The 23,190-nt window shown below is 37.2% G+C and carries 23 protein-coding genes; 4 read left to right on the top strand and 19 right to left on the bottom strand.

From position 1 onward, the window contains the following. Entirely contained in the window at positions 1 to 1,368 is a 1,368-nt protein-coding gene (locus tag AC13DP_RS04950) for a DUF5689 domain-containing protein (protein WP_086026159.1), read from the top strand. 38 nt (positions 1,369 to 1,406) lie between these two features. Continuing rightward, on the top strand, positions 1,407 to 1,802 hold the full coding sequence (locus tag AC13DP_RS04955; protein ID WP_013069716.1) for a hypothetical protein: 396 nt from the start codon (positions 1,407 to 1,409) through the stop codon (positions 1,800 to 1,802). Here the strand turns inward: AC13DP_RS04955 and AC13DP_RS04960 are convergent, their stop codons facing one another. Then, complete coding sequence (locus tag AC13DP_RS04960) at positions 1,803 to 2,528, bottom strand: hypothetical protein (protein WP_013069717.1); 726 nt, start codon at positions 2,526 to 2,528, stop codon at positions 1,803 to 1,805. A gap of 73 nt (positions 2,529 to 2,601) precedes the next feature. Here AC13DP_RS04960 and AC13DP_RS04965 point away from each other — a divergent pair, with 73 nt between their 5' ends. Further along, complete coding sequence (locus AC13DP_RS04965) at positions 2,602 to 2,802, top strand: ClbS/DfsB family four-helix bundle protein (RefSeq protein WP_013069718.1); 201 nt, start codon at positions 2,602 to 2,604, stop codon at positions 2,800 to 2,802. A 125-nt stretch (positions 2,803 to 2,927) separates the two neighbouring features. On the opposite strand, the gene hflX is transcribed toward AC13DP_RS04965, so the two are convergent. From hflX to AC13DP_RS05030, 13 genes are all read right to left on the bottom strand, one after another. After that, a complete protein-coding gene (gene hflX / locus AC13DP_RS04970) occupies positions 2,928 to 4,148 on the bottom strand; it encodes a GTPase HflX (RefSeq protein ID WP_013069719.1) in 1,221 nt (406 codons plus the stop codon). A 120-nt stretch (positions 4,149 to 4,268) separates the two neighbouring features. Then, a complete protein-coding gene (locus tag AC13DP_RS04975; RefSeq protein ID WP_013069720.1) occupies positions 4,269 to 5,165 on the bottom strand; it encodes a DUF3078 domain-containing protein in 897 nt (298 codons plus the stop codon). A gap of 20 nt (positions 5,166 to 5,185) precedes the next feature. Beyond that, entirely contained in the window at positions 5,186 to 5,701 is a 516-nt protein-coding gene (locus tag AC13DP_RS04980) for a DUF2480 family protein (protein ID WP_013069721.1), read from the bottom strand. A 9-nt stretch (positions 5,702 to 5,710) separates the two neighbouring features. Further along, positions 5,711 to 6,034 carry a DUF59 domain-containing protein gene (locus tag AC13DP_RS04985; protein WP_013069722.1) on the bottom strand — a complete coding sequence of 108 codons (324 nt, stop codon included), beginning with the start codon at positions 6,032 to 6,034 and terminating at the stop codon, positions 5,711 to 5,713. A 1-nt stretch (position 6,035) separates the two neighbouring features. Continuing rightward, positions 6,036 to 6,413, bottom strand: a complete 378-nt coding sequence (locus tag AC13DP_RS04990; protein WP_483067408.1) for a SufE family protein — start codon at positions 6,411 to 6,413, stop codon at positions 6,036 to 6,038. A gap of 43 nt (positions 6,414 to 6,456) precedes the next feature. After that, positions 6,457 to 6,957: an META domain-containing protein gene (locus tag AC13DP_RS04995; protein WP_339811681.1), complete on the bottom strand. Its 501-nt coding sequence runs from the start codon at positions 6,955 to 6,957 to the stop codon at positions 6,457 to 6,459. Then, a complete protein-coding gene (locus tag AC13DP_RS05000; RefSeq protein ID WP_339811683.1) occupies positions 6,911 to 8,149 on the bottom strand; it encodes an aminotransferase class V-fold PLP-dependent enzyme in 1,239 nt (412 codons plus the stop codon). The genes AC13DP_RS04995 and AC13DP_RS05000 overlap by 47 nt, the downstream gene beginning before the upstream one ends. Before the next feature lie 48 nt (positions 8,150 to 8,197). Then, positions 8,198 to 9,511 carry a Fe-S cluster assembly protein SufD gene (sufD, locus tag AC13DP_RS05005; RefSeq protein WP_483067399.1) on the bottom strand — a complete coding sequence of 438 codons (1,314 nt, stop codon included), beginning with the start codon at positions 9,509 to 9,511 and terminating at the stop codon, positions 8,198 to 8,200. 76 nt (positions 9,512 to 9,587) lie between these two features. Beyond that, the gene (gene sufC / locus AC13DP_RS05010; RefSeq protein ID WP_339811686.1) at positions 9,588 to 10,340 is read right to left on the bottom strand and encodes a Fe-S cluster assembly ATPase SufC; all 753 of its coding nucleotides are present in this window, start codon (positions 10,338 to 10,340) and stop codon (positions 9,588 to 9,590) included. Positions 10,341 to 10,382: 42 nt separating this feature from the next. After that, positions 10,383 to 10,772 (bottom strand): hypothetical protein, encoded by a 390-nt coding sequence (locus AC13DP_RS05015; RefSeq protein WP_483067400.1) that lies wholly within the window; start codon positions 10,770 to 10,772, stop codon positions 10,383 to 10,385. A gap of 18 nt (positions 10,773 to 10,790) precedes the next feature. Beyond that, positions 10,791 to 12,236: a Fe-S cluster assembly protein SufB gene (gene sufB, locus AC13DP_RS05020; RefSeq protein WP_013069729.1), complete on the bottom strand. Its 1,446-nt coding sequence runs from the start codon at positions 12,234 to 12,236 to the stop codon at positions 10,791 to 10,793. A gap of 31 nt (positions 12,237 to 12,267) precedes the next feature. Continuing rightward, entirely contained in the window at positions 12,268 to 12,636 is a 369-nt protein-coding gene (locus AC13DP_RS05025; protein ID WP_347405796.1) for a four helix bundle protein, read from the bottom strand. Positions 12,637 to 12,673: 37 nt separating this feature from the next. Then, entirely contained in the window at positions 12,674 to 13,003 is a 330-nt protein-coding gene (locus tag AC13DP_RS05030; RefSeq protein WP_013069731.1) for a HesB/IscA family protein, read from the bottom strand. Positions 13,004 to 13,308: 305 nt separating this feature from the next. Between AC13DP_RS05030 and thiL the strand changes: the two genes are divergently transcribed. Next, positions 13,309 to 14,361, top strand: coding sequence for a thiamine-phosphate kinase (gene thiL, locus AC13DP_RS05035; protein ID WP_483067401.1), 1,053 nt, complete (start codon positions 13,309 to 13,311; stop codon positions 14,359 to 14,361). A 4-nt stretch (positions 14,362 to 14,365) separates the two neighbouring features. Here the strand turns inward: thiL and AC13DP_RS05040 are convergent, their stop codons facing one another. The 5 genes from AC13DP_RS05040 to AC13DP_RS05060 all read right to left on the bottom strand — a co-directional run bounded on the left by AC13DP_RS05040 (position 14,366) and on the right by AC13DP_RS05060 (position 23,112). Then, positions 14,366 to 14,623 carry a hypothetical protein gene (locus tag AC13DP_RS05040; protein ID WP_041578479.1) on the bottom strand — a complete coding sequence of 86 codons (258 nt, stop codon included), beginning with the start codon at positions 14,621 to 14,623 and terminating at the stop codon, positions 14,366 to 14,368. Positions 14,624 to 15,128: 505 nt separating this feature from the next. Continuing rightward, positions 15,129 to 16,571 carry an IPT/TIG domain-containing protein gene (locus AC13DP_RS05045; RefSeq protein ID WP_347405793.1) on the bottom strand — a complete coding sequence of 481 codons (1,443 nt, stop codon included), beginning with the start codon at positions 16,569 to 16,571 and terminating at the stop codon, positions 15,129 to 15,131. A 107-nt stretch (positions 16,572 to 16,678) separates the two neighbouring features. Further along, positions 16,679 to 17,653, bottom strand: a complete 975-nt coding sequence (locus AC13DP_RS05050; RefSeq protein ID WP_347405792.1) for a DUF4973 domain-containing protein — start codon at positions 17,651 to 17,653, stop codon at positions 16,679 to 16,681. Between the two features lie 11 nt (positions 17,654 to 17,664). Continuing rightward, a complete protein-coding gene (locus AC13DP_RS05055) occupies positions 17,665 to 19,722 on the bottom strand; it encodes a RagB/SusD family nutrient uptake outer membrane protein (RefSeq protein ID WP_347405791.1) in 2,058 nt (685 codons plus the stop codon). Between the two features lie 12 nt (positions 19,723 to 19,734). Then, entirely contained in the window at positions 19,735 to 23,112 is a 3,378-nt protein-coding gene (locus tag AC13DP_RS05060; protein ID WP_347405790.1) for a SusC/RagA family TonB-linked outer membrane protein, read from the bottom strand. Positions 23,113 to 23,190: the final 78 nt, after the last annotated feature.

The following is a 23,190-nucleotide window of genomic DNA, read 5'->3' on the forward strand; positions in this document are numbered from 1 at the left end:
ATGAAGAAATTTCTAAGCCTTTTTATACTCATTTTGATCAGTTGTGTGAAGACCGATGATTATGAAGTGCCACAAAGCCAACTTCCCGAGAATGTAAGCACAGAAGGCACCAAAATCAGTCTGCGTGCTGTAAAAAATAGTTATAATGAAGAAACAGGGGAGATCTATACATTTTCAGGAGATCAGTATTTTGAAGCTTATGTAATTTCGTCTGATCGTGCCGGTAATTTTTATAATGAACTCATTCTTCAGGATCATCCTGAAAATCCCGAAGCCGGAATACAAATTTTGATTGATGAAAATGCACTCTATCAACGTTATAATTTCGGAAGAAAAGTTTTTGTAAAATTAAACGGACTCAGTATTTCGAAAAATAACGGATTAATTCAGTTGGGGAAACAAAATAGGGGCGATCTTGACCCTATAGTATCTTCAGAAATCGATGAGCATCTAATCCGTTCAGAAATTGTGGAAGAAATCATTCCGCTGCAGATTAATATTGGTGATTTTTCCTCAGATTTACTAAGTACTTATGTGCAGTTGAATCATATTCAGTTTAACCGAAATTTATTTAGTCCCTCCAATAGCACTTTTGCGGCTGAAGTTTTTGATCAATACGATGGGTTGCGGCAAATAGAAGAATGTGGTAGTGATGATACGGCTTTGCTAAGCACAAGCACTTATGCCGATTTTAGATGGCTTAATTTACCGGAAAATTCAGGAAGCATATTGGGTGTTTTAGGACGTGATTTTTACGACGATTTTTATATTATTCAGGTGAATTCTTCGGAAGATCTCTTGTTTAAAGGTGAGCGCTGTGACCCCGAATTTTTTAGCTGCGGAACTAACACTACCGAAGGGGAAACGATTTTATTTGAAGAAAACTTTGCTGAAATCACCAACGAGAATAAATTAGATCCTTTAGGGTGGACTAACCTAAACGTAAACGGAGGAGAAGAGCGATTTGTGGATGCCACTGCTAACGGGAATAGAACGATCAGAATTTCGGCCTATAATACCGGGGAGAATCCATTGGAAGCCTGGCTTATTACTCCGTCCATAGATCTTTCGCAATCGCAAAATGAAGTTTTGTCTTTTGATATTAAAGCATCTTATGACAACGGAACTATTTTGCAGGTTTATCTAAGTGAAGATTTTGATGGCGATCCAAAGAATGCAAACTGGCATTTACTGGAAGCCAATATTCCTATGGGGCCTTCAAGCCAAAGTGGAGAAAGCTTTAAGAATTCTAAGATCGATCTTTCCTGTTTTACTGCTGAAGTTTATATAGGCTTTTGTTATCAGGGAAGGGATCCTTCACGTACCACAACTTATGATATTGATAACATAAAAGTAACTGGGGAATAATTATTTTCGTAAAGCCTGCTAACCAAATCTACTATAGAATGAAACTTAAACTATTCCTGATATTTGCTGTTTTTGGTATCTGTTTTATGAGTGCCCAGGATCTCGAAGGTTCCTGGAAATGGACTTCGCCAGACGGTTCCCAGCAATTTGATATCGAACTGGAAAAGATTAGCGACAAAGAATACCGTGGTAAGCATTGCGCCATCTTTGATAATGGCGAACGTATAGATTGCGCTAGTGATGACACCTTCTCTATTGTATTACTTAAAATCTCTGAAGGGAATTTTGCCGGCACCATAGAAAGTAGCTATGAGCAATCTCAGGGTAAAATAAGAATGCAATATCATACTCAGGAAGATGTATTGTATTTTAATCTTACTAAAAATCCACCGGGAATTTTTTATTTGCCTACAGAGGCTATTTTAACCCGTTGATTAATCCCTAATAATTTCTTCGGTTTTATAGGGTGACCAGATTTCGTAAATAGCATCACCGGCCGAGCTTTTACCGCGATGATGCCATTCGTTGTTTAGAATCTGATAGTCGAAAGTTAAGCTGGCACCTACACGAAAATCGTCTTTAGAGAAAAACTCGATATTCTCGATATATCTGCCATATTTTGGAAGATACGAGCCGCCGCCTGTGGCAAAAAATTCTCCGGTGGCCGAGTTGTAAGCAATCCATTGAAAACGTGTTCCGCTAAGTAGCTTTATAGTTTTGCGATCGCCAGTTTCCCTTCTTTGCATTTCACCATTTTTCTGCCGGCCGGTAATAATCCAAACCCCTGAAAGATCGTCCTGATAATCACCAATTTTAAGCCAGGTTTGTGAAAAATCCTGTCCTTTTAACCGTAGTGTGTCTTTAGATACTTCAATCGCAAGATTATTGATACTTCCCACTTTTTCTTTATCTGCAGAATTGAACTCGAATTTTTCGGTATAAGAAGATCCTTCGGTTTCATAAATTCCACCTTTTGCATTTTTAAATTCGTAATCGCCTTGCTTGGTGCCTTCAGCAAAAAATCCGTCCTGATAAATACGAACTGTAGTGAGTTCAGTCGGAATTTCATTTTCTAAAATAAGCTCCCAGGATCCCTCTACACTTTGTGCATTTGTAAGTTGAAAAATCCACAAAGCTATAAATGAAAAAATTATCCTCATCTTCTTAATTTTTAAATGGAAGATACTAATTTTAGTTTATAATCAAACTGGAATTTATTATAGTTGATTCCTTATGGCAGCCCGAAAAAATAAGAAAGAATTAATTGGCGATATTCACACGAGCTATTCTAAATTGAGAGAAGATTTTGAAGGTATTCCTTTAAAATTGACCAAAGCTAAAGAACTGGCAGGCCATGCAAAAGATACCAGAATGAGTGTTTGTAAACTGATTTCGATTAAAGAAAATCCCGGAGGCGGAGTGAAATCTTTATAAAAATTTTTACAGGGGTTTACATTTTTGCTTCAAAATGACTACAATAAAATTTAAATTTAGATAAATAGAAAAGCGGGGTAAAAATGATTTACCCGCTGCTATATCTTGATTGAAAAATTTTATATTTACTTTTCTTCTCCGTATTTATCGTATTCCGGATATAGAAAATTGTTATATGGAAAGCGAGTAATATGGATTTTACGCACCGCTTCGTAAACCTTCTTTCTAAAATGCTCCATATTTTCTTTTTCTAAAGCTGAAATAAATAATACATTATCACCAAGACGGTTCATCCAGGTTTGCTTCCATTCGGTTAGCGTGTAATGCGCGGTTGTTCTTTCGGTCATAAGATCGTCTTCAGCAATTTCTTCGGGTACATATTGATCGATCTTATTAAAAACCATAACGCTTGGTTTATCTGAACTTTTTATTTCGTCCAAAATTTGGTTTACCGAGTCGATATGCTCTTCAAAATTAGGATGTGAGATATCTACTACATGCAACAATAAATCGGCTTCTCTAACTTCATCTAAAGTCGATTTAAAAGACTCTACCAGCTGCGTAGGTAATTTTCTGATAAATCCTACCGTATCGGTTAAAAGGAACGGTAAATTGCGGATAACCACTTTTCTAACCGTTGTATCCAGTGTTGCGAAAAGTTTATTTTCGGCAAATACTTCACTTTTACTAATAGTATTCATTAAAGTAGATTTCCCCACGTTGGTATAGCCTACCAAAGCCACCCTAACAAGCTGACCGCGATTTCCACGCTGTACTTCCATTTGTTTGTCGATGGTAGCGAGTTTCTTTTTCAACAAAGAAATTTTATCCCTAACGATACGACGGTCGGTTTCGATTTCTGTTTCCCCGGGACCACGCATACCAATACCCCCACGCTGTCTTTCAAGGTGCGTCCACATTCCCGCAAGTCGAGGTAATAAATACTCATATTGAGCAAGTTCTACCTGGGTTCTTGCATAACTGGTTTGTGCGCGTTGTGCAAAAATATCAAGAATAAGATTGGTTCGATCCAGTACTTTACACTTTAGTATTTTCTCTATATTTTTTTGCTGCGCAGGGGATAGTTCGTCATCAAAAATGGCGGTACCAATTTCGTTTTCAGAAACGTAAATTCGTACTTCTTCCATCTTCCCAGACCCAATAAAGGTTTTTGGGTTAGGGAAATCCATTTTTTGCGAAAAACGTTTTGCAACCTCTCCGCCGGCAGTATAGGTAAGGAATTCTAGCTCGTCCAGATATTCCTCTAATTTATCTTCATTTTGGTCCTTAGTAATGATCCCAATAAGAACCGCTTTTTCGTAACTTAAATCTGTTTTTTCAATCATAACTACAAAGGTACACAATAGATTAGTATTGTGATTTAGCGTATAATTTTTTCAAAATAATTTAACCAAAAAAAGCCTGTAATTAACTTACAGGCTTTAAAATTTAGTATTTTATACCGTTTAGAAGCTGTAATTAAATCCTAAACCAAATACTTCTCTTACCTGAAATGCACCTACGGCATTATCGTCATAAATGGTCTGGAAAATAAAATTTGTTGAAAGTAGATCGTTGATTTTCATCTTTACATTCATCGTGTAATCGATATCCACATTTTGGGGGTCTTCCAGATAGTTGGAATACAGGTTAAGGATGTTTTCCATTTTTACATTCTCGATAATATCGAATTTTGCATAAGCTGAAACGGAAGCACCAAGTTCAAATCGTGAAGAACTTCCCTTATCTACACCAAAATAATCACCATCCTGATAACCTTCTACACTGGTAAAATCGGAATCTACGAATATAAATCTAGCTGTAGCCGGAGCGATGTTTACATAAAAGTTCTCACTTTTCTTCCAAAGCATACCGGGACCAAATTGAAGATAAGCAGGAGAAAAAAAGCTGGTACGCTCGGTACGAATAGTTTCCCCTGTTTCTGCATCTTTACTAAAGGTGTAGCCTTTGGTTACCTGAGTTCTGAAATTTGTAAAAAATGAGTAAAACCAATTAGAATCTTCTACCTGTTTACCGGCAACCGAATTAAACTCTAAGCGGTCACTGGTTTTTCTGGGAAACTCATCTCCTTTTTGTTTTGTAAGTCCGTAGTCTACCAAAATTTTAGAGTCCCAGGTAAAATCATCTTTTAGATAATTAAAATCATAATTAAAGATTAGGTTACCAGCGATGTTGGATGTCCCGCCACCGGTCCATTCGGCATTAAAGGCAGATTGATTAAAAAGTAGTTGGATGTTACCTTCGGTGGTCCAGCCTTCTTTTTGCTCATCACTATCACTATCCTGGGCCTGTGCATTTAGAACACCTCCAAAAATTAATAGACTAAGTAAAATTTTTTTCATAGGTTATAGTAGTATTTGGGTTAGTTTTTTGGCTTTTTATATAAGGGTACAGAGGAGCATGCTTCACCATACATAATACTTTTTACGATGGGTTGCAATTTGTTTATCAATAGCAAATAAGCATTTTTAGGGACAGGTTTGTTAGCACAACCTTTAATAATTACCGGTTTATCTGCTAGGGCTGAAAGATCCATTTGCTGAATAACCTCAGTATACAGAATGCTTTCCAAATCCTCTAAACTGCCATTTACCGTTTTTTTTGCATAAGGCTGAAGGTAGGTCGCAATAAGCATATATGCCCAGGCAGGGATTATAGCCTCTGTACTACAATATAACGCGACGTAACAGTCCTGATATTGACTCCAATCGTAATTTTTTGCTTCTTCTCTAAAAGCACTTTCGCGCAGTACAAAACCTTCTAGCAACCAGCTTGAAATATCAAAAGTCACTCTTTGACCTTTTGGATAATAATCCTCAAGATTAAAAGTGACTAGTTTACTGTTTGCTACCCGATTTATAATTTCTTCTGTAGCCATGCATGTGTTTTATAATAGTCCTAATTCTAATTTAGCGCCTTCACTCATTAAATCCTGGCTCCACGGCGGATCGAAAGTAATTTCAACTTCACAATCTTCAACTTCATCCAGTGATTTTACTTTTTCCTCAACCTCCCTTGGTAATGATTCGGCTACCGGGCAGTTTGGTGTGGTAAGGGTCATTAAGATTTTTACATCATAATCTGTACTTACCATAACATCGTAAATAAGCCCCAGTTCATATATATCTACAGGGATTTCGGGATCGTAAATAGTTTTTAAAACTTTTACGATTTTTTCTCCCAATTCCTGAGTGTCGATTTCCTGTTCCATTTTATTTTAATTGGGTTTGATATGCTATTGCATACATTTTTAGTTGTTTGATCATACTTACCAGCCCGTTGGCTCGGGTGGGGGATAAGTGTTCTTTTAATCCAATTTCATCGATAAACTGGGTATCTGCTTCCAGAATATCAGACGGATGATGCCCGGAAAAAGCTCTGATTAAAATCGCTACGATACCTTTGGTTATAATCGCATCACTATCTGCTGTGAATTCAAGCTTCTCCCCATTTAATTCGGCATGAACCCAAACTTTACTTTGGCATCCTTTAATTAGATTTTCTTCGATTTTATATTTTTCGTCGATCAACGGAAGGAATTTTCCAAGTTCGATCATATATTCATAACGCTGCATCCAATCCTCGAACATCGAAAATTCATCTATGATTTCTTCCTGTATTTCTCGTATAGACTTACTCACTTTTTTCGGTTTTTATAAGGCTAATTAAAACCTTGTTATCATTTGATAATAACTTAAGCTCTTTTTCAGAAAAACTGAACTTCTCTATTTTTGGTAACACTTTAGAGATTGTATTTTCATTATCCATTGCTCCCTGACAAAACTTCCTGGTACTAATGGCATTAGAAAATTTAAGTTTGTTTTTGCCAATTTCGTATTCGGCAGTTATGTTATTACAATCCGTAGTAATAGCTAACCTTTTTTCTTCTGAATTAAAGTCAAATATAAGATTCCCGAGATTTTCAGTGTTATTATTCAGGGTTTTAATCGAATATTCACCTGAAATTTCAGAATTGTTTAACGTTTTTCGTTCGGTTTCGCTAATATGGGGCGTTTCTTTTGGTTTATGTTCCTGTTTACAAGCGTTCAAAAAAACGGAACTAAAAATTGCTAAAATCGCTAAATATTTAAGTGAGCATGGTTTTAGCTTTGACAACGGCTTTGATAAATACATCTATTTCTTCTTTTGTATTATAAAACGAAAAAGAAGCGCGAACCGTACCTGGAATTTTATAAAAATCCATAATAGGTTGTGCACAATGGTGCCCGGTTCTCACTGCTATTCCCAATTTGTCGAGAATAGTACCAATATCATACGGATGCATCCCGTTAATATTAAAAGAAATTACTGCTGTTTTTTCTTTTGAAACTCCGTAAATCTCCATTCCGTCGATTTCCAGAAGTTTTTTAGTAGCATAATGAAGCAATTCTTCTTCGTAAGCAGCAATTTTTTCGATACCTATGGTGTTCATGTAATCTAGCGCTGCACCAAAAGCGATACCCCCACAGATATTAGGGGTCCCGGCTTCAAATTTATGAGGAAGATCGGCATAAGTAGTTTTTTCAAAAGTTACCGTAGCGATCATTTCACCACCGCCTTGATAAGGCGGTAATTTATGAAGCCATTCTTCTTTTCCGTACAGCATGCCCACCCCAGTAGGACCACACATTTTGTGTGCAGAAACCACGTAAAAATCGACATCCAAGGCCTGCACATCTGCTTTAATATGAGGCGCTGCCTGCGCACCATCAACTAAAACGGCAGCATCGTATTCATGAGCTTTGTCAATTATTTTTTTTATAGGATTTACAGTACCTAAAGCATTAGAGACATGGTTTACAAATACAAGCTTTGTTTTTTCTGAAAGTAATTCTTCGAAAGCAGGGTAGATTAATTCTCCTTCCTGATTCATGGGGATGACTTTTAAAACAGCACCGGTTTTTTCAGCTAAAATTTGCCATGGCACAATATTAGAATGATGCTCTAAGGCAGAAACGATAATTTCGTCCCCTTTATTCAGTAAAGAAGCAAAACCGTTGGCTACAAGATTGATCCCATGGGTAGTCCCTGAGGTGAAAATGATTTCATGGGTCTTTTTAGCATTAAAATGCTCCTGGATTTTTTTACGTGCCTGTTCATATTTATCCGTAGCCTCCTGTGATAAAGCGTGTACACCACGATGAATATTCGCATTGTAATTAGAATAATAATCTACGATAACATCGATTACCTGTTGTGGTGTTTGCGAAGTTGCAGCGTTATCAAAATAAACGAGAGGATACCCGTTTATTTCTCGTTTAAGAATAGGGAAATCCTCTCTGGTTTTTTCTACGTTATATGCTAATGCTTCAGTAGCTGTACTCATATCTTAAAGTTTTTGCTGAATAAAAAGGGCTACTTCAAAAATAGGTTTCTATAGGTTGAAACCCAGTTCAACCCCAAGTTTTTCAGCAATAAGATTATTGATTCTTTTCTTGATTTCTGGGATTTTTACACTTTCTAATACGTTGTTAGCGAAAGCATACATTAATAATCCACGAGCTTCTTTTCTGGGAATTCCTCTTGATTGTAGATAAAATAATGCTTCTTCGTCTAATTGCCCGATAGTACAACCATGACTGCAACGTACATCATCTGCAAAGATCTCTAGCTGGGGTTTGGAGTTGATAGTTGCCTTATCATCTACCAGGATGTTATTGTTAGCTTGATATGCGTTGGTTTTTTGAGCCTCTTTTTCTACAACCACTTTCCCGTTAAATACTCCAACAGATTTATCTGAGAAAATTCCTTTATAATCCTGATGGCTTTCACAGTTAGGGTAAATATGATGAACAAGTGTGTTATGATCTACATGCTGTTTTCCCTCAATAATAGTAACTCCTTTCATGGTCGAGTCGATACGCTCTCCCTTTTGATAGAAGTTAAGATTGTTTCTGGTAAGGTTCCCACCAAAAGAAAAGGTATGTACAGAACAGTTACTCTCGTCTTTTTGCTCGATAAATGTATTATCGATTAAAGAAGAAGTTTCTTTATCATTCTGGATTTTATAATAATCTACAATGGCGCGGCGATCTGCAAAAATTTCAGTAACCGAATTGGTTAACACCGGATGGCTGGTTAAACTTTGGTGTTTTTCGATAATTTGAACATGAGAGTTCTCATCGACCACAATAAGGTTTCTTGGCTGAAGCAATAAAGATGATTCATTTCCTGTAGAGAAATTAATGATCTGAATAGGCTTATCTGCCATTATATTTTTATGAATATGTATATAAGCACCCTCTTTGGTAAATGCAGTATTTAGGGCATTAAGACCATTTTTAGGAGCAAGTTTGTTAAAGTAATTATCGATAACCGGTTTGAATTTGTCCTTATTTAATGCAGAAGACATTAAACAGACATCAATTTTATCGTGTGTGGTATTTGATAAATGAGATGAATAAATACCATCGATAAATACCAAATCATAGGTGTCTATATCATGAATAAGGTACTTTTTTATCTGGCTGTACTCTATCGCATTTTCTTCTTTTGGGAAAATGCTATAGTCATGTTTAAGAGTAGATTGTAGAGAAGTATATTTCCAGGCTTCCTCTTTTTTGCTAGGGAAACCAATGGTTTCAAAATCTTTTATTGCCTGACTTCTTATTTGATGAACATCATCACCTACCTGATATTGCTCGTCGAAAGCTAAAAATGATGATACTAATTTATCTTTTAATTCCATTTTCTTCTGTTTATCAGTTGTAATACAAATTCTTAGGGAGATCGAAAAACCGACCTGTTTTTATAGAATTTCGATATTAAACTGCTTTTTCTTGCTTAATCCAGTCGTAACCTCTTTCTTCTAGTTCGTAAGCAAGTTCTTTTCCGCCTGTTTTAACGATTTTACCATCGATTAACACGTGTACAACATCTGGTACAATATAATTTAAAAGTCTCTGATAGTGTGTAATTACAAGAACGGCATTGTTTTCAGTTCTCAATTTATTCACCCCGTTTGATACAATTCTTAGCGCATCGATATCCAAACCAGAGTCTGTTTCGTCCAAAATAGATAATTTTGGCTCTAGCATTGCCATTTGGAAAATCTCGTTTCTCTTTTTCTCTCCACCAGAAAATCCTTCGTTTAATGATCTGGATAAAAATTTACGATCGATTTCCAGTAACTCAGATTTTTCACGAATAAGCTTAAGCATTTCGTTAGCTGGCATATCTTCTAAACCATTAGCTTTACGATGTGCGTTGATTGCAGTCTTCATAAAGTTAGTTACCGATACTCCTGGAATTTCCACCGGGTATTGAAAAGAAAGAAAAACACCTTTATGAGCTCTTTCCTCTGGATCAAGTTCAGCAAGGTCTTCGTTTTCAAAAATGATTTCACCATCTGTCATTTCGTATTCTTCTCTACCTGCAATGACAGAAGATAAAGTACTTTTTCCAGATCCGTTAGGCCCCATAATAGCGTGTACTTCACCCGGGTTAATCTCAAGATCGATTCCCTTTAGAATTTCTTTTCCTTCTATACTTGCGTGTAAATTCTTTATCTTAAGCATAATTATTTGGTATACATTTAGGCTAAGCCTAAACTATGTTTGTTATTCCTGTCTTTTATTTCCTATGCTATCGGTAAGGATAGCTACAATTTCTCGTAATTCTATGTTTTTTTTGATACCGGTTTGTCTTGGACTTTGTTTTATTTTTCCTTTAACCTTTACCGGAACCATTTCGAAATCATCAGTTTTATAAGCTTCAACTTGTTTTCCTAAATTTCGGCTTAAGCTGTCTATTTCGACATTGTATATAAAGTCATCGCCTCTTAAAATGGCGTCTTTTTCAGTGAAAATGAATTTACCACTTACTGTGGGTACGGTATCCTGTTCAGTCTCTTCCTCTACAGTATTATTTTCCTGCACCGCCTTTACAGTATCATCTTTGCAGGATGCAATTGTGAAAAGCACTAAAAATATAAACAGAACTTTCTTCATTTTCTACAATTAGATCGCTTATCCTACAGAACCTTCTAATGAAATCTCTAATAGTTTTTGTGCTTCTACAGCGAACTCCATCGGCAGTTTATTTAATACTTCTTTACTAAAGCCATTAACGATTAGAGCAATTGCTTTTTCAGTGTCAATTCCTCGCTGATTACAGTAAAAAATCTGGTCTTCACCAATTTTACTGGTCGTGGCTTCGTGCTCTACCTTTGCGGTTTTGTTTTTTGCCTCGATATATGGGAAAGTGTGTGCACCGCAAGCGTTACCCATTAAAAGGGAATCACATTGTGAAAAGTTTCTTGCATTGTCTGCACGCGGATTTATTTGTACCAAACCACGATACGAATTTTGCGATTTCCCTGCAGAGATTCCTTTAGAGATAATGGTGCTCCTGGTGTTTTTACCAAGATGAACCATTTTTGTTCCTGTATCAGCTTGCTGATAATTATTTGTTACCGCGATTGAATAAAATTCTCCAACCGAATTATCTCCTTTTAGGATACATGAAGGGTACTTCCAGGTAACTGCAGATCCTGTTTCGACCTGTGTCCAGGAGATTTTTGCATTTTTCTCGCAAAGACCTCTTTTGGTAACAAAGTTAAAAACTCCTCCTTTACCATCTTTTCCGCCTGGGAACCAGTTTTGTACGGTGCTGTATTTTATTTCAGCATCATCTAAAGCTACTAGTTCTACTACGGCAGCGTGCAACTGATTTTCGTCACGCATTGGAGCGGTACAACCTTCAAGGTAGCTCACATAGCTGCCTTCATCTGCAATGACTAAAGTTCTTTCAAATTGCCCGGTTCCTGCCTGATTAATTCTGAAATATGTAGAAAGTTCCATCGGGCAACGAACGCCTTTTGGAATATAACAGAAAGACCCGTCACTAAAAACAGCCGAATTTAATGCTGCGTAGAAGTTATCCTTCTTAGGAACAACAGAGCCTATATATTTTTTAACTAATTCAGGATGTTCTTTAATAGCTTCTGAAATCGAACAGAAAATAATACCTTTTTCAGCCAGTGTCTTTTTAAAAGTAGTGGTTACAGAAACTGAATCCATGACCACATCTACGGCAACTCCAGCTAGTTTTTTCTGCTCGTCTATAGAGATGCCTAGCTTTTTAAAAGTATCCAGCAACTCGGGATCAACTTCATCTAAACTATCGTATTTAGGTTTTTTGTTAGGAGCCGAGTAGTAAGAAATATTTTGGAAATCTGGTTTTTTATAGTGCACGTTTGCCCATTCAGGCTCTTCCATTTGTTCCCATGCTCTAAAAGCTTCCAGTCTCCATTCTGTCATCCATTCCGGTTCTTCTTTCTTTTTAGAGATTGCTCTAACAATATCCTCGTTTAAACCAACAGGAAAGGTATCAGATTCTATATCTGTATAAAATCCGTACTCATATTCTTTGGTTTCGAGTTCTTTTTTTAAGTCGTCTTCAGTGTATGCCATAATCTGTTTCTTAGGTTCTAAAGTAGCAAGGTTATAAAGTTGATTTCAGGTATTTTATTAAACCACTCAGTAATTTTGAAATCTCTTCCAAGCCCGCCTTAATTTCATTAAACTCTTTTTCTTCCAAATATTCTAAATCGTATGCTAAAAATAGCTGAGACCTACATTCTCCAGTGGAAGCTTTTGATATATAAAGAAATCTAATGAATTCTTTAGTTGTTTCTCTTTCAAATCCTTCTGCTATATTAGAAGTTATTGAAACACTCGCTCTTCGTATTTGATTTTTTAAAACATTGTCATGGTAAAAAGAATTGGTATTAGTTAGTTTATAGATTTTCAGATTTAATTCCCTGGCTTTCTGCCAACTTAGAATTTCTTCAAAAGAATTAAATTTTGCCAAAAACTTTAAACTTTAATACTTTTTACATTCTACTTTTTTAAAGCGAAAAACTTTCACCGCATCCACAGGTTCTTTGAGCGTTGGGATTATTGAAAATAAAACCCTTGCCATTTAATCCACCAGAATATTCTAAAATAGTTCCTGCCAGATATAGAACGCTGCGTTTATCTACCACGATTTTAATATCGTTGTCTTCAAATAGTTTGTCATCATCGGCTTTGGATTTATCAAATTTTAATTCATAAGATAAACCAGAACAGCCGCCGCTCTTCACACCAACGCGCACAAAATCCTGAAGGCTGTTAAAACCTTCTTCTTCCATTAGAGCAGAAATCTTTTTTCTTGCGTCTTCACTAACTTTTATCATAGCTTCAAAAGATCTTTTTAAATCGCGTACAAATATACATTAAAACAAGCGTTTTACCATAGCGGTAATATTTGTTTTAAAAATGTAGAAATAGATGTATTCAATTATTGTTAGATGCCTCCGTTTAACCGGATAAAAAAGGCTAAGTTGTTTTGTTTCAAAATCTTCCGGCAGACTTGTAATTTTTTGTACTTCCTGTAGTATTAGTGGGATTATATATAAAACCTTTCAGTTTATATGATAAAATTTGTTAACTGTATGTTGTTGCCATAATATTCATTTATTTTGCATAAAATTTATTTGTGATGTTTGATAATAGTGAGCCTACCAAAACAAGTTTATCTGAATTAGGAGAATTTGGGTTAATCGATCATTTAACCAAAAATTTTTCTCCTAAACATGCTTCTACCATTAAAGCTATTGGTGACGATGCTGCAGTTTTAGATTTTAAAGACAAGCAAACTCTGGTAAGTACAGATATGCTGGTAGAAGGTGTTCACTTTGATCTTGCATATATGCCACTAAAGCATTTGGGATATAAAGCGGTAATGGTTAATGCATCAGATATTTATGCGATGAATGGTAAAGCTACTCACATCACCGTTTCGATTGCTCCATCTAACCGTTTCCCGGTAGAAGCTTTAGAAGAACTATACGCCGGTATTCAATTAGCTGCTGATTTATACAATATCGACGTTGTTGGTGGGGATACTACTTCTTCAACCTCTGGCTTATTTATAAGTATTTCGGTTTTTGGTGAAGCTGAAAAAGAGGATGTTGTATATCGAAGCGGAGCGCGAGCCAATGATTTACTAGTTGTTACGGGCGATCTTGGTGCGGCATATATGGGATTACAAGTTTTAGAACGTGAAAAACAGGTTTTTAAAGCCAACCCAAATGCACAACCAGATTTAGATCAATATACTTATTTAATCGAACGCCAGTTAAAACCTGAGGCCCGTAAAGATATCCCTCCTTTGCTAAAAGAACTGGGAGTAAAGCCAACTTCGATGATTGATATTAGCGACGGACTTTCTTCTGAAGTGATACATCTTTGTAAAAACTCGAAAACTGGAGTGAATTTATATGAAGAAAAAGTACCATTGGATCCTGCCGTTATATCGGTATGTGAAGAATTTGAACTGGACAGTACAATGATTGCTTTAAGCGGGGGTGAGGATTATGAATTACTTTTTACCATTGCACAGTCAGATTTTGATAAAATAAAAGGAAATCCAAACTTCACTGTTATTGGCCATATGACCGAAGAGAGCGCAGGTATGCATCTTATCACTCGTGCTAACCAGGCCATACCATTAGTTGCCCGTGGATGGAACTCTATGAAAAGCGAAGATTAAAAACTTAAGACGCTTTGGCGTAGTGGCGTAGACGACGATTTTTTCGTCTTCTGTGAATTTTAGCGATGTAGTTGTTCGTTTCTTTGAATTTCTTTGTTAAAGGTGCTAAAAATCCATTAGCAGTGTCTGTCATTTCCTGTCCGCAGTTGGCACATTTGTATTCGTGTACATGATCGGTAACGTTTTTGGTTACCTTTAACTTGTGGCCAAAAATACTACAGTAAACCTTAGCGAAAGAAAATTTATTGGGTGTGTCTTTCATAAAAGATTGATTTTTAAGTTTTTGACACCTTAAAATTAAAAAAGACTTCCTAAAATCCCAAAGAATAGCTAATTTTTTGTTAAAAATTATTTTTTAAGTTTTTAATTGCAAATACTGTAATATTCATGGGTTATTTTGAACAAATAGTAAGTTTGGATATAAAAAAACCATAAGTTTTATAAGCGCGGAATGTATATTCTTGAACGATTTAGCGCTATTTTGCCCTAAATCCTTCATGATTGTACTGTTAAATTAGTCTTGACTATACTTTTTATAGGCTTTAGTATTGATAACTTATTTTTATTTTGAGCTCTCGCAATCATATCTACATACATTTTTTGCTGTTATTAATATTTCGATTTCTAGTCGAAGAAAAAATATTTGAATGTTCGGTTAATGATTTAAATCAATATTCAGATAAAAGTCCTGAGCTTAATTTGGTTTTTATAGGCTCAGGACTTCTGTTAACTAATATTATCGTAAAATTATTTTTGTTTTCTTAGGATTATTCCTGAGCTTCTTCCAGTGCTATTTTACGAAAACGATGGTTCGATTTATCACCTATATAAAACGCCTTTTCTTCTTCGTTATAAGCAATGCCGGTAGGCTGGTCAAAACGAGCTTCCTCTCTAAGATCACCATTTACGTAACCCCAGGGATCAGGGTTTATACTGGAACTCCCTCTTCCTGCAAATGTGGTTACACTACCTTCAGGAGTTAATTTTCGAATGTCATGATTGCCTTGCTCTGTAAAATAGAAGTCATATTGATCATTCTTACCGGCCTCACTATAATCCTCATTTTTTACAAAAACCCCTTGATAAGGCTTATTAAGACGAACACTGGAACCTACTCCATCTTGATAACCACCATTATTACTAAGTTTACCACACACCAGATAGGGTTGATTAAATCGTTCTTTTTCCCAATTATAATCTATACGCAGGATGTAGTGCTTATTAATAACTACGATATATGCATAGTTTCCGGTAGGATGTATAAAAATCTTATATTCCCAGCCGGGATCCTGTACTACGAACAATTGTTCATAGTCTTTATCGCCCAGGCCATCTTCAAAATATTTATTTAAATCGAACCGGAAAAATTGTCCTTTTTCATAACTATTAAAATATAATTCCCCGTTTACCGGATGCACTGAAGCACCATTACAGTTTTTATATCTGGTTAAAATTTCTCTATCCTGCCAATCTTTATCTCTGGATAACCGATACGTAGCGCGGTCATTTTCGCCTCCACGGTCTTCTGCGATAATCATATACTTCCCATCGTTGGTAAAATCAATACTCCTGGGGCGATCAAAATCAGAGCGTACTTTAACAACGGTACTATCGGCAAAATCTATTTTATAGAGACCATTATTAAAGTCAAATACCACCCATAGATGTTTGGGATTCATAGGGTCAAATTTCATAAAAGAAGGCTCCCAAAATCCACTGGCCATATCATTCTGATTATCAGACTTGAATTTACCGTCTTTCCATGGTTCATCACCCCGATCATTTTTGTAACCAATAAGGGTAGATACGACCATCTTACGTTGATAATCAAAATTATTTGTAGCATAGGCTTTAACCTGTCTTTCCTCTTCGCCTACACGAACTTCAATGTCACCATCAAATGCTTGTTTGGGTACTAAGCAGTAAAGTGATTCGCCATTAACATTGATTACTTTGGCTTCTTTGCCACCTATTAAAACAGTAACAATGCTGGGGTCTGTTCCAAAGTTTTTTCCATAAATAACGAGACGCTGTCCTGCGCCACCAGATTCAGGAGTAAATCCCGAAACTTCAACAGGTCTCGATGGATCAAATTCCTGAGATGTTATATCATCATTATCGTCGCCCTGACAACTATAAAAAACAATGGTTAAAGAGGCTAATATCAAATAGAATGGATATAACCTCGTTTTTAATATATTTAAAGACATAGTTTCTTAATTTTAAATTCAAAATTCATACTCAATAATAGAGATTAGATGCTCCATAATTCCCGGTAGCTTGTTCTTCAATTTCAATTTTTTAAAAAGATATTGACCTACCATTCTATTTGCTGATCTTCATCTGGAATCTGTGTGTTTAGCTGGCGTTCTAAAATTAGAGAGCCTGAGACTTTGTAATTGATATCTACATTAGGGACCATTGTATAATCAGAAAATGTGTAGTCGATATTATTAATTGTTAAATATCGATGTAGCAAATACGGTCGGATTTCATCCATTTGTTCTGTGATGGTATAACTTGCTGTTTTATTTACCTGAAAATTCATATCGGGATTATCAACATCAAATGTTACCCCTCCATTACGATCAAAAGTGGCAAAGATCTTATAACTACGTCGGTCCTGGCGATCTTCATCGATATTCCCTGCATAGAAAAAGATCGTGTTTTCATCTACTACGTAAGATTTTATCTCTGATTTTACAATAGGTGTTTCATTTTCGTAGCCTTCCATCACAGTTTTTAAAGCGGTACCGCTATAGGTCCCTGAGTAGTCATTAAAGGGATTGATACGTAGAAGTGCTTTCCTATAATTTTTTCTTGGATTTGGCGTGTAGGATGGGTCGTCTTCGATCGTTAAAGGCAAGACCCATTTTTCAGCCATATCGATATCCTTTAAGGTAAAATCGATATTCATTAAGGAAGTGTTTTCGCCCGCTTTGATCTCTACTTCCGAAGGAAAAGAATAATATTTACTTTTTAATTCCCGATAATAGAAGTCTTCGCGTGTTTGAAACCTTTCGTAATTGAGTGTCTCTAGTGTGTCGGGATCCAAAGCTACATGCACTGTCTTGTTGTGTGTATTTGTTTTCGATCCGCTAACAATTAAAGGTAGTTGATAGGTGGTTTTTTCCTCAGCCTTATAGCGAATATAGATATCGGTAACTCCTTCACTATTGGTTATAGGTGCTTTAAAAGATATATAGTTTTCAAATTGCTCGTCTGTCCATTCATCATTGCATGAGGAGAAAATGATAAGCAGTATAATTGGTATCAATAGTTTTGTATTCATGATCATCCTTGTTAGTCGTTATAATTCCATCCCGGGTTTTGTGTAAGACGCTTATTGCGTTTAAGTTCAGTAAGACCGATTGGCCAAAACCACATCTTATCAGAAAATGTGGTCTCTAGTGCCCATACCGCCACGGGTTGATGGAAAAGTTCCCTTTCTTCTCTATTCATAAGTATATTACACCCGTAAATTGGTAATGATTCTTCTTCGGCTGCATCCATCCATCTGCGTAAGTCGTAGTAGCGTTGGCCCTCTGCTAAAAGTTCGATGAAACGTTCTCGCTTTAACTTTTTTCTAAGTGCGTCCTTGTCGTTATAAACGCTAGTAGAGTAGTCCGGTACGCCGGCACGTATACGAATGGGGTGAATACCTTTTTGCATCTCTGAGATGCTTCGAGAAATATTATGATTTCCTCCGTTCCACGCCTCAATACTATATGATCCATCCAATTCGTTAAGTGCCTCAGCGTACATAAGTAATATATCGGCATAGCGAATCGCAGGTTCTGGCTTAAAAACAATTTTATCTTCGTTCCCTCCTTCATAAGTATCATTAGGGTGAACATACTTTTTCATTCCTATTCCTGTTCGTAACCAATAAGCATTAGAAGAATTAAATCCGTTTCCATTAGGGTTATCACGATAATAAAATACCTGTTGATTGCGATTGCGCTCCTGGGACTCATTTAATAATGGCCAGAAACTACCGTTAAAAGCTACAGAAGCATAGAAGCGAGGTTCTCTGTTTGCATATTGCAAAGAAACACCCGGCAGCAAAGGTCGAAAAAGTCCGGCTTCATAATCTTCCTGTGTGACGAAACCATCTACCCGTTGAGAGCCATTTCCGCGGCCAATTTCTAAATCTTTACCGGGCACATCGGCTCCATCATCCATATAATAGGCATCCACGAGTTTTTGAGTTAATCCGTGGGTATTCCATCCTGTAGCAGATCTTGGTAATTGATGGGCAACCATCTGCCTAATATTTTCACCTCCCTGGTTATTTCCGCGAGTAAAAATTAATTCTGGATTACCTGAGGCCGGTAGTGTTCCGTCAAATACCTGGGCGTACGATTTTTCGGGATCTATATCTGCCCATCCCTCAGGCCATGTTTTTTCAGAAAAATTATTATCTGCAGGCGGAACTATTGTCGCGTTATCACCTGTTTCCTGAACAGGTACGGTGTATAATTGGTATACACCAAGATCCATAACGTCTTTGGCCGCCGCTGCCGCTTTAGCCCATTTTTCTTCCTGATAATCTGAAGAAAGTAGCTGCCTTCCCTGATCGTCCACTAATTGTGTCGCATAGCTGGAGGTATTCCCATTAGCCAGAGGGCTGGCGGCATAAATAAGCACTTTGGCGCGAGCAGCTAAGGCAGCTCCAACAGTTGGCCTGGCTGAGCCATCCTGCCCACGCACCATTCCCAGCGCTTCCATTTCCTGAGCGGCAAGTAATAATTCATTACTTATAAATTCTGCACAATCTTCGTAGGGGCTCCTTGGAATGGCCAAATCATCATAACTATCCGTATAATCCAGGCCTTCATCAGGCAAAAGTGGAATCGGACCGTATTTACGTAAAAGAAGCCAGTACAGGTAAGCTCTGGCAAACCTGGCCTGCCCTCTATAATCCTTGATTTCCTGCTCAGACATTTCTGTATTCATATAAATATTATGAATAAAAGTGGAGGCATTTCGAATTCCACGATAGGATTGAGTCCAGGTCCCCTGCTTATCATTTTCATTATATCGGCCCATTTTGAACATGTTATAAGACAGTTCGTTTTTGGAAGGGTCGTACTCACTGTCCCTATCACCATAATACATATCATCGGCAAAGTTATGGGGGGTAACTGCCTTACTGGCAACATCGGCATTTATGCCTTTTAATTCTTCATATATGTTAGCGAGCCATTCTTCGGAATAGACTTTGCTTTCAAATACTTTTTCTTCGGTTAACCGATCTTTAAAGTATCTACTGGAATCTAAATAGTCATCACTGCAAGAGAGGATGAACCCTGAGATAAATAGAATTAAGAGTGTTTTATAGAATATATTTTTATTCATTTCTTTTTTAGTTTATAGGTTAAGACTAATTCCGAAGGTGAGTGATTTAGCAGGAGGGTAATCTTCGCCTCTGGGGGTTGCTAATTCCGGATCCCATAATTTAAATTTTGACCAGGTCACTAAATTGGTTCCTACTACATATAATCGGATATTTTGAACATGTACCCTGCTGGTTATACTGTTAGGCAGGTTATAGCCAACATCCAGAGTTTTAAGGCGTAGGTATCTTCCATCCCTTAGCCAAAAGGTGGATTCCCTAAAGTTATTTGGATTTTCACCATAGCTTAAACGGGGATAAGAGGCATTTGGATCTTCTGTAGCGGGATCTCCAGAAATATCGGCATCTATCCATCGGTTATTCCCCATAACCCCTTTCATGACCTGTCCCCATTCTCCTTCGCTAAATGCATATACGGTTTTTCCGTAGGTAGAAAAGGTTGATTTTCCGGCACCCTGAAAATGAACCCCCAGGCCAAATCCCCGCCAATTAACAGATGCTCCTAAACCATAGATTAAGTTAGGCCGTCTGGTGGCGCCTATGGCCACACGATCGCCATCATCAATAATCCCATCGCCATTAACATCTTTATATTTAATATCTCCGGGTTGATAGGTGCCAAAAGTTTGCGTAGGACTATTTCGTATATCATCATAATCCTCAAAAAGGCCAAGGGCAATTAATCCTCTGGACTGGCCTACGCGAAACCCTTCCTGATTTTGATAGGGATAAACATTATTTTCTTCATCTCTTTCTACAATTTCGTTTTTACTGTAGGTGATATTGCTTCTGGCACTAAGTGTTACTTCGCCAATTTGTCTTGTATATTGAAAACGACCGTCAAAGCCGCGTGATCTAACGATACCTACATTCGCCCTTGGGATACTTTCCAATCCAACCATGGCAGGTAAATAATTTCTTTCCATATAAATACCCGTACGTTTTTCGTTGAAGAAATCTAGATTTGCTGTGATGGCTTTGGTCTCTATATCAAAACCCAAATTTTGTTTTGTTGCGACTTCCCAGGTAACATTAGATGAAGCCACCTGAGAGTAGATTATCCCGCCAAAATACCTGTCAGATCCATAATCTGACCAGCGATAACCGCCAGTAGCTTCGCCATCATCAGTAAAGAGTTCTGAAATGGTATATAAATAGGGAAAGCGTTCTCCGTTCATTAATTGATCGTTTCCTGCTTTCCCATAAGAATACCTGATTTTAAATAGTTTCAGCCAGCTTAGGTGCTCTTTAAAGAACTGCTCTCCGGCGATATTCCAGGCCCCTGAAATCGCGGGAAAGAAACCATATTGTTTGCCTGGGGCAAAGTTTTCTGAACCGGTATATCCAAAATTGAAATTAATGAAATACTTACTTTTCCAGTTATAAAGTACTCGCCCTGCCAGAGCTTGATTTCTTCTGGAGATACCATTTTTTATATCACCACCTAAGTCAACCGTTTGTACAAAGGCATCCCGGGTTAGTCGTATGGCGCCGCCTATATCATGATTTCCGAAACTTCGGTCATAATTGATCATAAGATCATAAAATTCTAAACGGTTTCCTGATGAGGTACTGGATTGAAATAACTCGCTTGGATCTGATATATGCGTAAAAACCAGGTCTCCATTTGCATCACGTGCACGATCAGCTCTCCACTGCTCAGGCCATTTACGGCGTTGAATGTTATTTGAGTTTTCGATGTCGTATCCCACGATACCCCTCATACGAAGACCTTCGGTAATAAAACCAAAGTCCTGCTCTATGGTTACGTTAGTTTGTACTTTATTGACCCAATTTTCGTTAAATCCGGTTTGGGTTGCCATTACCCAGGGATTGGTTTGATTTCCAGTCCCAATAGCAGGAACATAACCATTGGAATAAATTATTGGTGTGCGGATTGGTGAGTAGCCAAAGAGGGAACCCCAAAAGTCAACATCACCCAGACCGGGGCTGTTTCTTTTGCTAAGAGAACCAGCAACCCCTACTTTGGCAATAGTGGTCTTACTGATGTCAAAGTCTGCATTTAGACGATAGTTCCAACGTTTGTAATTAGCATTGGTATTATAATCATCTTTTAAGGATTCATCAATTTCATACATGCCACCTTCATTTATATAACTGCCTGAAACATAATACCTGGAGGTTTCCCCGCCACCACTCATGTTTAAATTGGCGCGGTACGTCATGGCTCCATCTCTTAGTAGCTCATCTTTCCAGTCTACGTTGGGATATAAATCAGGATCTAATCCCAATCGTAAAATTTCTAATTCTTCCGGTTGATAAATTGGGCCTTCGTTACGGGTGATACGTGCCTCATTCAAGAGATTGGCATAAGAGACCCCATCTTCAAAATCTGGTGTAATCGTTCGGGTATTGTATATAAATTCATCTTTGAAGTTAATATTTATTTTGCCGGCGCTCCCACGTTTTGTGGTAATCAATATTACTCCGTTGGCACCTCTGGAACCATACATGGCAGTTTCGGCGGCATCCTTTAAAACAGAAATGGATTTAATATCTTCTATATTTAGTTCGTTTAAATCCCGTTCTATATTATCTACCAAAACAAGAGGATTGGTGCCGCCGCCAAAAGTAGATATCCCTCGAATCCAGAATTCAGATATATTTCTACCGGGTTGTCCAGATTGCATCATTCCCATAATACCCGCTACATTTCCTGCCAGTGCGTTAGAGATGCTTGAGGTAGGGTTTTGCTTCATGTCTTCTACATCTACTGTAGATACCGCACCGGTAAGGGATATCTTTTTTTGCTTACCAAAACCTACGATAACTACTTCGTCTAAACTATCAGTATCCTCTTCCAGTACAATTTCGAAGTTTGTTTGATCATTAACCGGAATCTCTTTCGTTGCATAGCCTACATACGAAATCACCAGTATCGCATTTTTATTGGTTATGCTAATGGAGAAATCACCATTAAAATCGGTTACAACACCATTCATGGTCCCCTTTTCTATAATACTGGCTCCTGGTAATGGAAGCTTATCATTGGCCGTAATAACACGACCTTTTATTTCTAATTGTGGGGAGACTGTTTGTGAATCACTCCTGCTCCTGGAGTTTCTGTCACTCTTTTTAATGGTGATTGTATGGTCAGGGTTTTTTCTTATAAAAACATCAGCATTTTTACTAATACGATTTAGCAATGAGTCAATATTAATATCTCCTTTTTTTAGTTGAATTTCAGGCGTATTTTCGAAAAGACTTTTAGCGTAAATGAACGTATAATCTGTTTGTGCTCTAATAATATGAAAAACATCATCTATGCTGGCCTTCTGATCTTTTGAAATGATGATATTTTCCTGAGAGAAAGATGTCTTTGGTGAAAACCCGAATACTGTGGTACAGAGTAATAATAGGAATGTTTTCATAAGTAAGAGCAGCAGTTTCCGGTATCGGAAATGCGAGTTGAGTAATTTAATTTTCATAAATTTGTTAGGTATTTGTTA

This window comes from Zunongwangia sp. L-65 (assembly GCF_056859415.1).